The organism is Psychrobacter sp. SZ93C1 (genome assembly GCF_015864635.1).
GTDB lineage: Bacteria > Pseudomonadota > Gammaproteobacteria > Pseudomonadales > Moraxellaceae > Psychrobacter > Psychrobacter fozii.
Window position 1 is genome coordinate 314053 of the sequence record NZ_JADYWY010000004.1, and the last position, 11584, is coordinate 325636.

The window sequence follows — 11584 nt, forward strand, 5'->3', positions numbered from 1 at the left end:
GTAGTGACCGTCAAAATAGATAGCTTGGGCTGGTTTTGAAGGTGTTTATATCAATGATGAGTATATAGTTAGTATGGTTTTAGATGGTGATTTAACCATCCTTCGCAAATAGAATAAGCCCTATTATAATCAGCCCAATACCTATCAATCCCATCGACGATGGCAGGCTGCTATTGAGTAATAACATACCACCAATTAATGAAAATATCACCTCGCTGGCCTGTGTGGAATCTACACCAGCGACTTCGCTTGAAGTAACGGCTTGCTCGCGCGCATACAAAAATATAGTCGTTGCCGCAACCCCTGCCAATAAAGCCACGAGCAGAGTATTGAAAATCTGTGACGTACTTGGTAATTCAGGGCGAACTATCATGCCTAAAACCAGCCAGAATGGCAAACTCCCGACAGTCACTAACCATACTTTATTAAATGCGTTTTTCAAGAGCGAAGTTTCAATAGCGGGGATTTTTGCAATTAAGCGTGGTAGTAAAGAGGGTGGTGAGTGAGCTGAGACAGTATCTGTCGTATGGGTGATATTAGTAGTATCAGCTGCATAGTGAGCATCAATTGCAGACAGAAAGGGGCGCTCAGAGTCTAATATCTGGTTAGTATTTTGAGCGGTGAGGGGCAGTTTAGTATTGTGATTTTTGGCATTATAAGACACTTGCCAAACTAGCTGATTACCAATAGGGTAACTAAAGGCAGCAATTAATGCAGGCAGAGCACCGTAAAGCAGCATGTCCGCCATTGGTATAGCATTTACATTGGCTACCTCAGCTGCGTGTAATCCTTCGCTCACATTGACTAATACGACACCGATAAAAACCAGCAACGCATACGCAATAAATTTCTTATCAAAACGCTGTCCAAATGCTAGCAATACCAGCAGACTTGCCACTACCGTAAACATAAAGGTTGCTGCGACTACCCAACCTGAGACATGATCAGCAGCGTAGCAGATACCAGTATAGAATAGTCCGAAACCAACACTGCCCGTCACACACCAAAAGCCCCAGTGTTGACGGAAAATGGTCGCCAGCTCTCTAATACGTCCAAAGCCGTGCTGCATGACGATAATGGCAGTGAGAATCAACCACATAAAGACATAGCGTAGACTGGCTGACCAAAACCAATGACCACCAGCTGTACTCATCAGCTCGTTTAAAATAAACGTGGTGCTAAAAAATGCACCCGCCAACAAGCCCAATAAAATGAGTCTAATCATACCTACGCCTGTATCCTTGGCTTGTTACTTATACTAAATGTCCATATAGAGGATTGTTATTTGCCCTTGGCATCAGCCCAAATGATTTTGTGCAGTTGCAACTGAAAGCGTACGGGTAGGGCATCTGCTAACATCCATTCTGCAAGCTCACGCGCCAATACTGGTACTTCAGGGCTAGGCAAATTTTTACTAGCATCTTCACTGATATCATCTGCGACATTGAACATCGGAGAAAACCAAACCGTACCGACCAATTCATTCAGCTTGTGCTCAAACAGTTTGTCTTTTGCCCAGTCATAATCAGCGCGGTTCATGATGACAAACTTGATTTGATCGTGTTGAGTCAAATAGTCAAGATTTGACCATAGGTTTTTGTCGACTTCGCCTGAACTTGGTGTTTTGAGATCCATCACTTTACTGACGGCTGGCGGTACATTTTCTACCGTGAGTGCCCCTGCAGTTTCAAGCGAGATGTCATAATCATCGCTCAGCAGTCGCTTCATTAGTTCAATGGCATTTGGCTGGGCTAACGGTTCACCACCAGTCAGACAAATGCGCTTGCACGGGTGGCTTTTGATGGTGGTGATAATAGCCTCGAGCGACTGGCGCTCACCACCTGTGAATGCGTATTCAGTATCGCAATACACGCAGCGTAACGGGCAACCGGTCAGGCGCACAAATATTGTCGGCAAGCCTGAAGTGATGGCTTCCCCTTGCAAGGAATAAAAAATCTCTGTCAGGCGTAGACCCGCTTCAGGATCAGTGACAGGGATGGCGGCAGTACGTAGCGATGGCTTGGTCATAACAATGTCGATATCAGATAAAAGAATGGAGTGGTTAGGGCGTGTTAAAAATATATGCTTAGAATGACGATACTTATTTTTTAACGTTATATCGTCTAGAGAACGTTGAATCAACTAAAAACAGCCTATTGCAGAATCATGTTCAACACGATCTAGAACAAGTTTGCAAAATAAGAGTATGGGCTAATAAAAAATCGTGGAAACCGTAAAGCTTATGATTTAACAAATAATTAAAAGGGTAAGGAAAGGATTATAACGCACAGAGCAATACTACGCTGCAAAAATAAGATAAAAAAGAGATGCTAAAGCCTGACTTTAGCATCTCTTTTAATCAATACAGGTTTGAGCTGTAATATGATTTTAGGCTAAGCGTAATAGCTCGTTTACTGATGTTTTTGCACGAGTTTGCGCATCTACTTTTTTCACGATGATAGCAGCATACAAGCTGTGCGTGCCATCTTCTGACGGTAAGCTGCCTGGTACGACAACAGAACCTGCTGGTACACGGCCACGATGAATCTCGCCAGTTTCGCGATCATAGATGCGGGTAGATTGACCGATGAACACACCCATAGAGATCACAGAACCTTCTTCTACGATCACGCCTTCAACGATTTCAGAGCGCGCACCGATGAAGCAGTTGTCTTCGATGATGGTTGGGTTGGCTTGTAATGGCTCTAATACGCCGCCGATGCCAACGCCGCCTGATAAATGCACGTTTTTACCGATTTGGGCACATGAGCCAACGGTTGCCCATGTATCTACCATAGCGCCTTGATCAACGTAAGCACCGATATTGACATACGATGGCATTAATACTGCACCAGCTGCGATGAAAGAGCCTTTACGAGCAACGGCTGGTGGTACTACACGTACGCCCGCTTCTTTAAACTGCGCTTCAGTCCAATCAGCAAACTTAGTTGGCACTTTGTCATAAAACTGCACATGCTCACCAGCGGCTTGAACGTAGTTGTCATTCAAGCGAAAAGACAATAATACCGCCTTTTTCGCCCATTGGTTGACGATCCATTCACCGTCTTTCTTTTCTGCAACACGTAGGCTACCGTTATCTAGTTGCTCAAGCACTTGCTCGACAGCATCGCGCACGTCTTGTGGCATAGTGCTTGGGCTGTATTCGTTACGGTTTTCAAAAGCTTGTTCGATGGTTTGTTGTAATGACATAAAAAATCCTAACGTTAGTTAAAGGTAATTAAAAAATACATCGTACTTATAGTTAAATGTTTGCTTAGTTTCGGACTAAGATTTTACTTGCCGTATTGTCGCTAATTTAACAACTTTTAGCAAACGAGTTCACTGTGAACCTCGGCATTGAGCTTGATTATCTGACGTATTACTCTCAATCCACTCCAAGATATCTTGATAGACGATTTCATGATCTTTTTCGTGTAGTGGCTCATGGCGCATATTTGGATAAAGCTGGATGTCTACGTTACTAAAATTTTTCTTATTTAAGCGAGTGACGATTTTGCGGATACCATGACCCATATCTCCAATGGGATCATCTTCACCACTGATAAATAGCATTGGGAAGTTTTTAGCGATGGTTGTCGCCCAGTTTTTATTCAAGCCTGTTTCCATTAGAGAAAACAACGTCATAAAACCATTATTGGTAAAGTCAAAGCCCGTTAATGGATCTGCTTCGTAGATTTCGATGGCTGTAGGGTCTTCAGTTAACCATGCAAATTCTGATGAAGAGATGCGATCTTCAAGCTTGCTATTAAGGACTTTATTCATCACCTTCGCAAACACAGGATTTTGTTTTCTTGAGGCGACTTTTGCCAAAATTTTATTGACGGGCAGTAGTACTTTAGTCAATGGGTTGGCATCGGCTGTGCCCATTAAAATAGCGCCAGCAAAGGTGCCTGCATGATGCTTGAGGACGTTGCGAATAATGAACGAACCCATTGAATGACCCAAGACAAAATGCGGCACGTCAGGATGGCGATTTTTTAAGGTATCGGCCATGATAATCACGTCTTTCAACAACGATTGCACTGGATGCTCATCTCCAAAAAACCCTAAATCTGCCTCTGTTTTCACCGTTTTCCCATGACCCAAATGATCATAAGTTGCCACCGCGATGCCATGATCTGCCAAAAACTGTGCAAAGTCGCTATAGCGGCCACTGTGTTCCGCCATGCCATGTACAATCAATAAAGTGGCACTGATATCTACATCTTTATTACTGGGTTCAAAAAACTCATGGTGCAAATAGTGAGTATTGTCGGAGGAGAGAATATGGTCGTTACTGGTACTCATGTAGTATTCCTTGACGGGTTTTTATTATTTGTAATTTTGATGAATAAAATCTGATAAATAAAGAGACAGTGTATCTGAAGCATGCCAATAGTGACTATAAAGGTATAGTTACTATAAATGATATGCTAAAAAATCAAATAATTATAGGGCTTTAACGGGTTTGTTTTATTGAACGTGGATACATTTTACCTGCTTTTACTAGGTTAAGTGACCCACACAGACAGATTATTTTTAATGGTACAGTCGATTCTCTATAAAAGAGCGACAGCGTTAACCTCGCCTGAAGTATCACAGTTACATCTGCAATCGGCTGCCTTGACTCTCTTATAAACTGAATCAACTGGACAGCTAAGGGTAAGCAGGTGCTAGTAGGTAACATGCTTGCTTTAACATCATAAATATTATCGAGACTGAACAATCAAGTACCACTGTTTAATGTGCATGGTTCAAGCCATTGATGTTGTCATCGCACGTTTACAACAGACCATTCTCAAACCCGTTGCATTTCCATGTTATTTTTAAACAGAATGTCAAAGCCATGCTAATAACTTAAGCCATGCTTACCATTCAAAAATTATCGGAGGTTCTTTTTATACTGAACTGACTATACCACTGACTGATACGAAGTAGCCTATGACGAATCTGTCTAAAAAATATTACTACTAGCAGGAGCAGGTTATGCCCACATTGGGATGTTACTTGGTTGGCTCGGTATGGACATCATCGACTGATTTAAAAACGATAGATAATGGGTGGGTCAGTCTACAAGGATGTTGGATATGGTATCTCAAACAAAAAATTGATAGACGATTTGTAAAGTCCTATGACATGTAATGTTTATTTAAAAGCACAGTATGTCATCTATATATGGATGTGTAATCAACATGGTGAGTTGTGAGCGCTTATTCATAATCAGCTACCATTCATTAGAAAAAAGACAAAGTTAGGAATTTATAAATGAGGTAGTATGAATATGAAATAGTCATAAAAGCAATTGTTTACATGTCGTTATAGTCATTCCACTATAAAAGTATGACAGCGTTAACCTCGCTTGAATTATCACAGTTACACCTACACTCGGTTGCCTTGTACTGCCTTTAAATTGAATTGACTACTATTGCTTTTTTATGTTCACGTTATTATTTTCTTTAGCTGTACAACTAAAAGGATTTTGTACCACTATGAAATCGACTATTGAATTACTTGAGCATACGGACTTTCCTGCTATTAAACGCCAACAATTAACCATATTGCAGGTCAATATGGGTTACTTGTGCAATATGTCGTGCGTACACTGTCATGTGGCGGCCAGTCCTTATCGAACTGAGATGATGTCACGAGAGTTGGTTGAGCTGATACCTAAAGTGCTACAAGCGCAAAATATTGACACGCTTGATCTCACGGGCGGTGCGCCTGAGATGCATGAGGACTTTAAGTATTTGGTAGAAGCGGCTCGCGCACTCGGCGTCACAGTAATAGATCGCTGCAATTTGACCATTCTCATGGAAGAGGGTTATGAGGACATGGCGCAGTTTTTAGCAGACAATCAGGTAGAAGTGGTGGCCTCATTGCCATGCTATTCACTAGAAAATGTAGATAAACAGCGTGGCAAAGGTGCATTTGACGACAGTATATTGGGATTGCAAAAGCTCAACAGCTTGGGCTATGGCAAGCCTGACTCCAACCTGACACTGAATTTGGTCTTCAATCCGCAAGGTGCCACACTGCCGCCCAATCAGCAGCAGCTTGAAGCCGACTATAAGCGGGAGCTAAAAGAGCATTTCGATATAGAGTTTAATCAATTATTTGCACTGACTAATATGCCGATTCAGCGTTTTGGGGCAGTGCTATTGGCCAAAGATCAATTTCACCCCTATATGACACTGCTCAAAGACAACTATGTCGCTGCCAATTTAGCTGGGGTTATGTGCCGCTCAACCATTAGCGTCAATTGGCTGGGCGAACTATTTGACTGTGATTTTAATCAACAGTTAGAGATACCCGTACCCAATAAATCGCGTCGACATCTAAACGATCTGTTGACCCAAAACCCTTCTGGCGATGACATCGCTATTGCTGATCATTGTTATGGCTGCACCGCAGGACAGGGCAGTAGCTGCGGTGGCGCGTTAGAGGAAGAGGAGATGGGTCACCCAGCAGAAGAGACGATTATTTAATAATTCATCTAAAATTATCACACGTTGAAACTCAACAAAAATAAATAAACAGTTTTTGTCAGTAAATACTATTGAAGCAGACAAAAATTAAATAGCAAAACATCATCGATTCAAATGGAGCCAATCTTATGTCAGTATCTAACTTTTCAGTCAAAAACCTAGTGGTACAGCCCGTGATTGCGACAGCAATTCTATTATCCAGTGTTGCCGCTTATGCTGATTTTAACCATCAAAGCTGGGATAGTTTGCTTAACAAGCATGTCACCATGACCAATGGTGGCAAAGCCTCGGTGGTCAATTATGCTGGCATGAAAGCAGATAGTAGCAAGCTCACAAGCTATTTGGATGCCACGAGCAAGGTATCTCAGTCAGAGTTTAATCGTTGGAACAAAAATGAGCAGTTGGCATTTTTAATCAATGTCTACAATGCGGGTACTGTCGATTTGGTATTGACTAAATATCCTAATATCAAATCTATCAAAGACATCGGTGGGACATTTGGCTCGCCATGGAAGCAAAAATTTATTCCATTATTGGGTAAGACTCGTTCACTAGATGAGATCGAGCACACCTTGATCCGTGGCTCTAAGCGCTACAATGATCCGCGCATTCACTTCGCGGTTAACTGTGCCAGTATTGGCTGCCCTGCATTGCAAGATGATGCTTTCACTGGCAAAGGTTTGGATGGGCAACTAGAGCAAGCGACCTCGAAATTTTTGGCAGACAGTAGCCGAAATCGCCTAAAGGGTAATACGCTGAGTGTATCGCCAATCTTCAAATGGTACAAAGAAGACTTTGCGACCAATTGGCGTAGTACCAACGATTTGGAAGGGTTTTTGGGTCGTTACTCTTCATCGTTGGGATTGAGTAAATCCCAAACCGCTGATTTGAAGCAAGGCAAAATCAAAATCAGTTATACCGATTACAATTGGAACTTAAATAAAAAGTAAATCTAAAATTTGGTAGATACAGGTGCTGGTCTTTATTAAAGACAGGCGAAAATGATGATGACTCATCAAAATGGTGCATTTATTGAACATCTCTATCATCGTTCCGTTGCTCAATGAAGCAGATAATATGCCGCAGCTCATTGCTCATATTAATGGTCTATATCCACCACCGTCGCAAGTGATAGTGGTGGATGGTGGCTCGACGGATGATTCGGTTGGTATTACTAGACGTTTATTAAATGATTTATCAAGTGTGACACAGCCTACTATCGACTGGCAGTTGATTGAATCCGTAGCAGGCCGTGCTCGACAAATGAATACGGGCGCTCAGCAAGCAACAGGGGATGCTTTGCTCTTTTTACATGCTGATACCGAGTTGCCAATTGATGCGATAGATAACATTCAGCAGGCAATGACTCAGTATGACTGGGGACGTTTCGATGTGCGTCTGAATAGCCGTGATCCGTTATTAAAAATTGTCGGCATGATGATCAATAAGCGTTCACGCTTAGTGAGTATCGCCACGGGTGATCAAGCCATTTTTATCAAAAGGTCTTTGTTTGAACGAATGAATGGCTATGCCGATCAGCCATTGATGGAAGATATTGAACTTTGCAAACGTCTAAAAAGTATTACTAAGCCTGTTTGCCTAAAAAGTAAAGTGACGACCTCAGCGCGGCGTTGGCAACAACATGGCACATGGCCCACCATTTTTTTGATGTGGCACTTACGATTCGATTATTGGCGCGGCGTGTCCCCTGAAGTATTAAGGCAGCGCTACTATCGTTGAATTCAAATGACTTTGATATAAGGAAGCCGAGAGCAAGCTATACATTTGCACTCTATTGCCTTGACGCTCGTTTAAACCGAATCAGCTATATAAACATTAATACCCTTTTAGATTAAGGATGCGCCCTAGCATGACTGAGCATTCAAGCCCTCACATAACCCGTACGATAACTGATGCACAACACCCAGACACCTGTGTCATATTGTTTGCCAAATATCCAGCGCGTGATATGGCAAAAACTCGCTTGCAGCCAGCTCTAGGCGTAGAGGGTGCTGCCCGTATGGCAAAACAATTGCTGTTGCATAGTGTGGAGCAAGCGGTCTCTACTAATTTTGCCGTTGAGTTATGTGTCAGTCCAGCAGCGACAGACCCTTGTTGGCAAACTCTTGATTTGCCTGATTCGTTGCAGTGGTCGACTCAAGCAGAGGGCGACTTGGGCACGCGTTTAATCACAGCAAGTCAAGATGCGCTGAAAAAACACCAAAAAATCGTATTGATAGGCTCTGACTGTCCCAGTCTGACGGCAGAGCGTATTCAGACAGCAGTACAGCAGCTCGATGACCATGATGCAGTTATGATTCCAGCATCAGATGGTGGCTATGTGTTACTCGGGTTTAAGCAAGTGGATGGCAGTCTGTTTTCGGACATTATCTGGAGTACAGCTAGCGTGGCCGCTGTGACCCAGCAGCGTGTAGCGGATTTGGGTTGGACATTGGCATTGTTAGCACCGTTACATGACATTGATGAGCCTCAGGATTTAGAGCATCTGCCATCAGATTGGCTTAAGTTTGCTCAATAGTTATGACTATACGAATGACTAGATGACAGTACGAATGATTAGGTGACTCTCAGCACACGCTTGTCATAGATGTATTTATATCGTATCGCTTTACTTTTATGATGTTTACTCAGATTTTAACCAGGTTTTACTCTCAATAAGGACATTGTTATGCATGACGTTGTGCAAAATTACTATGGTAAAAAGTTACAAGGCACTGCCGATCTAAAAACCTCAGCGTGTTGTGATGTGAGCAATATGCCAGAGTGGCTCAAGCCATTATTGGCTAACATTCACGATGAAGTGCTGAGTCGCTATTATGGATGCGGGCTAGTATGTCCTGCACTGCTCGAGGGTTGCCGAATTTTGGACTTAGGCAGTGGTTCAGGCCGTGACGTCTATGCATTGGCGCAATTGGTGGGCGAGAGTGGGCATGTGGTCGGCGTCGATATGACGGATGAGCAGTTGGCCGTTGCCAAAGAGCATCAGCAATATCACATCGACAAGTTTGGCTATGACAATGTGACTTTTTTGCATGGCTATATCGAAAAGCTAGATGAGCTCAATCTTGCAGATGGTAGCTTCGACATTATTGTCTCAAACTGCGTGATTAATCTCTCACCAGACAAAACAGCAGTCATGGCCAGTGTGCAGCGTTTGCTTAAGCCTGGCGGCGAGTTTTATTTTTCTGATGTGTATGCTGACCGCCGTATTCCGCAATATTTGATCAATGACCCAGTCTTGTATGGCGAGTGTTTGAGCGGCGCATTGTACTGGAAAGACTTTACCCGTCTGTCACGAGAGGCAGGGTTTTTAGATGTACGTTTGGTCGAGGATCGTCCACTTGAAATTACGGATCCTGCCTTGGCTGCCAAAATTGGTGATATCCAGTTTTTCTCTGCTACTTATCGTTTGTTTAAGATTGCAGCGCTCGAAGATGCTTGCGAAGATCATGGTCAAGCGGTTATATACAAAGGCTCTATCGCTCAGTCACCGCATCGTTTTGATCTTGATAAGCATCATGCTATCGAAGCGGGTCGGGTATTCTCAGTCTGTGGCAACACGTTTAGGATGCTAAAAGAGTCTCGCTTTGCGCCGCATTTTGAGTTTATCGGTGATGACAGTCGTCACTATGGTATTTTTGCCGGCTGCGGTGAGCTGATGCCATTTAACCAGTCTGTGATGCCAACCTCTGGATTAGGTGGTTGTTGTTAAAACTAAGAGATTGACATTAGCAGAGGCCATTAATTCACTTAATGGCTTTTTTTATGAGTCATTCGTTGTCGATGTTTATATATTGGCAGACGCTATAGAAATAGCCTTTTACTGTTTGGTCGATTGATTTTCGGTTAAATACTCATTTATCGACATGTCTATTAATGTTTAGGAAGTAATGCCGCCAATCGAGTTTTGGTTGCCTCATCAATCATATCTACTGATGTCACCAGTGCCTGAGCAAGCGCATCATGTGCAATTGAGTCAGGTGATTCAGCGGCAATCAAAGCGACCGCTTCTTTAATCACCTTTTGAGCGTTATCTGCATTTTTCATGAGATTTTTTATCGCATAGTCTGCACTGACGGCTTCTTCAGTCGGGTGCCAACAATCAAAATCTGTCACCAGTGCCAAGGTCGCATAGGCAATACTTGCCTCACGTGCCAATTTGGCTTCTGGCATATTGGTCATACCGATGATATCCGCCTGCATCTGACGATACCACTGGGACTCTGCACGGGTTGAGAACTGTGGCCCTTCAATACAGACATAGGTCGCTTTTGAGTGACTGGTGCCTTCTGCAATATCTGCATTGTCATAGGCACGCGTCAAGAGTTCTGCTAGGGCAGGGCAAAGCGGATCGGCCATTGATACATGAGCGACTGCGCCCGTGCCAAAAAAAGTACTCACTCGCTGCTTGGTCATATCAATCATTTGATCTGGAATGACCATATCTAGTGGCTTAAGTGATTCTCGTAGAGAGCCTACTGCTGATACGGACACGATGTAGCGTACCCCAAGCGTTTTTAACGCATAAATATTGGCACGATAAGGCACTTCAGACGGCGTCAGTCTATGACCTTGACCATGCCGTGTTAAAAAAGCAACGGTCACACCTGCTAACTCACCAAGGACAATATCATCAGAGGGGCTGCCAAAGGGCGTGTCAATAGTGATATGACGCTTGTTGATAAGCGCATCCATTTGATACAGCCCGCTACCCCCAATGATGGCGATATCCGCAGATAGTGGTGCTTGTTTTATAGAGGTTATCATAAGTGTTATCCAATTTTAGTTGTCAAAGACAACCTTGCTAATATAGAAGAACTTTCTTGTTATTGGCGCTTATTAATATTCAAAGAAAATATAGCAGAAACTGAGTGGTAATAGAAAGCAATCAAAAATAAGTACTGGGTCAGATTTTATGTGTTACCTATAACGAGATATTGTCACAATTAAAGTAGATGCTGCCTCAAATAGGCAGTATGTGCCATCTATAGCTGGTTTTAATAAATAGGCAGTATGTGCCATCTATAGCTGGTTTTAATAAAGGTTTGTAATACCTTCAAACCTTGCTTAGATAGTTG

Annotated in this window: 11 protein-coding genes; 6 read left to right on the forward strand and 5 right to left on the reverse strand. The window is 42.9% G+C overall.

Annotated features, from left to right (window positions below; all coding sequences use genetic code 11):
- Positions 1-91: 91 nt before the first annotated feature.
- The 4 genes from I6E83_RS07590 to I6E83_RS07605 all read right to left on the reverse strand — a co-directional run bounded on the left by I6E83_RS07590 (position 92) and on the right by I6E83_RS07605 (position 4308).
- A complete protein-coding gene (locus I6E83_RS07590) occupies positions 92-1225 on the reverse strand; it encodes a multidrug resistance efflux transporter family protein (protein WP_197100873.1) in 1134 nt (377 codons plus the stop codon).
- A 56-nt stretch (positions 1226-1281) separates the two neighbouring features.
- Positions 1282-2028 (reverse strand): radical SAM protein, encoded by a 747-nt coding sequence (locus tag I6E83_RS07595; RefSeq protein ID WP_197100875.1) that lies wholly within the window; start codon positions 2026-2028, stop codon positions 1282-1284.
- 360 nt (positions 2029-2388) lie between these two features.
- Positions 2389-3210, reverse strand: a complete 822-nt coding sequence (dapD, locus tag I6E83_RS07600) for a 2,3,4,5-tetrahydropyridine-2,6-dicarboxylate N-succinyltransferase (protein ID WP_110922464.1) — start codon at positions 3208-3210, stop codon at positions 2389-2391.
- A gap of 129 nt (positions 3211-3339) precedes the next feature.
- The gene (locus I6E83_RS07605) at positions 3340-4308 is read right to left on the reverse strand and encodes an alpha/beta fold hydrolase (protein ID WP_197100877.1); all 969 of its coding nucleotides are present in this window, start codon (positions 4306-4308) and stop codon (positions 3340-3342) included.
- A 678-nt stretch (positions 4309-4986) separates the two neighbouring features.
- Between I6E83_RS07605 and I6E83_RS07610 the strand changes: the two genes are divergently transcribed.
- The 6 genes from I6E83_RS07610 (at position 4987) to I6E83_RS07635 (ending at position 10218) form a co-directional block, all read left to right on the forward strand.
- A complete protein-coding gene (locus tag I6E83_RS07610) occupies positions 4987-5142 on the forward strand; it encodes a hypothetical protein (protein ID WP_197100879.1) in 156 nt (51 codons plus the stop codon).
- A gap of 347 nt (positions 5143-5489) precedes the next feature.
- The gene (arsS, locus tag I6E83_RS07615) at positions 5490-6485 is read left to right on the forward strand and encodes an arsenosugar biosynthesis radical SAM (seleno)protein ArsS (protein WP_197100881.1); all 996 of its coding nucleotides are present in this window, start codon (positions 5490-5492) and stop codon (positions 6483-6485) included.
- Between the two features lie 128 nt (positions 6486-6613).
- The gene (locus I6E83_RS07620; RefSeq protein ID WP_197100883.1) at positions 6614-7435 is read left to right on the forward strand and encodes a DUF547 domain-containing protein; all 822 of its coding nucleotides are present in this window, start codon (positions 6614-6616) and stop codon (positions 7433-7435) included.
- Positions 7436-7505: 70 nt separating this feature from the next.
- Positions 7506-8225, forward strand: a complete 720-nt coding sequence (locus tag I6E83_RS07625; RefSeq protein WP_197100884.1) for a TIGR04283 family arsenosugar biosynthesis glycosyltransferase — start codon at positions 7506-7508, stop codon at positions 8223-8225.
- 130 nt (positions 8226-8355) lie between these two features.
- A complete protein-coding gene (locus I6E83_RS07630) occupies positions 8356-9024 on the forward strand; it encodes a TIGR04282 family arsenosugar biosynthesis glycosyltransferase (protein ID WP_197100887.1) in 669 nt (222 codons plus the stop codon).
- A gap of 150 nt (positions 9025-9174) precedes the next feature.
- Entirely contained in the window at positions 9175-10218 is a 1044-nt protein-coding gene (locus tag I6E83_RS07635) for a methyltransferase domain-containing protein (protein WP_197100889.1), read from the forward strand.
- A 161-nt stretch (positions 10219-10379) separates the two neighbouring features.
- Here the strand turns inward: I6E83_RS07635 and mtnP are convergent, their stop codons facing one another.
- Positions 10380-11273: an S-methyl-5'-thioadenosine phosphorylase gene (gene mtnP, locus I6E83_RS07640; protein ID WP_197100892.1), complete on the reverse strand. Its 894-nt coding sequence runs from the start codon at positions 11271-11273 to the stop codon at positions 10380-10382.
- Between the last annotated feature and the right edge of the window lie 311 nt (positions 11274-11584).

Excerpts from the sequence above, each read along its gene's own strand:
- I6E83_RS07590 (WP_197100873.1), bottom strand. The coding sequence starts at position 1,225 with ATGATTAGACTCATTTTATTGGGCTTGTTGGCGGGTGCATTTTTTAGC.
- I6E83_RS07595 (WP_197100875.1), bottom strand. The coding sequence starts at position 2,028 with ATGACCAAGCCATCGCTACGTACTGCCGCCATCCCTGTCACTGATCCT.
- dapD (WP_110922464.1), bottom strand. The coding sequence starts at position 3,210 with ATGTCATTACAACAAACCATCGAACAAGCTTTTGAAAACCGTAACGAA.
- I6E83_RS07605 (WP_197100877.1), bottom strand. The coding sequence starts at position 4,308 with ATGAGTACCAGTAACGACCATATTCTCTCCTCCGACAATACTCACTAT.
- I6E83_RS07610 (WP_197100879.1), top strand. The coding sequence starts at position 4,987 with ATGCCCACATTGGGATGTTACTTGGTTGGCTCGGTATGGACATCATCG.
- arsS (WP_197100881.1), top strand. The coding sequence starts at position 5,490 with ATGAAATCGACTATTGAATTACTTGAGCATACGGACTTTCCTGCTATT.
- I6E83_RS07620 (WP_197100883.1), top strand. The coding sequence starts at position 6,614 with ATGTCAGTATCTAACTTTTCAGTCAAAAACCTAGTGGTACAGCCCGTG.
- I6E83_RS07625 (WP_197100884.1), top strand. The coding sequence starts at position 7,506 with ATGGTGCATTTATTGAACATCTCTATCATCGTTCCGTTGCTCAATGAA.
- I6E83_RS07630 (WP_197100887.1), top strand. The coding sequence starts at position 8,356 with ATGACTGAGCATTCAAGCCCTCACATAACCCGTACGATAACTGATGCA.
- I6E83_RS07635 (WP_197100889.1), top strand. The coding sequence starts at position 9,175 with ATGCATGACGTTGTGCAAAATTACTATGGTAAAAAGTTACAAGGCACT.
- mtnP (WP_197100892.1), bottom strand. The coding sequence starts at position 11,273 with ATGATAACCTCTATAAAACAAGCACCACTATCTGCGGATATCGCCATC.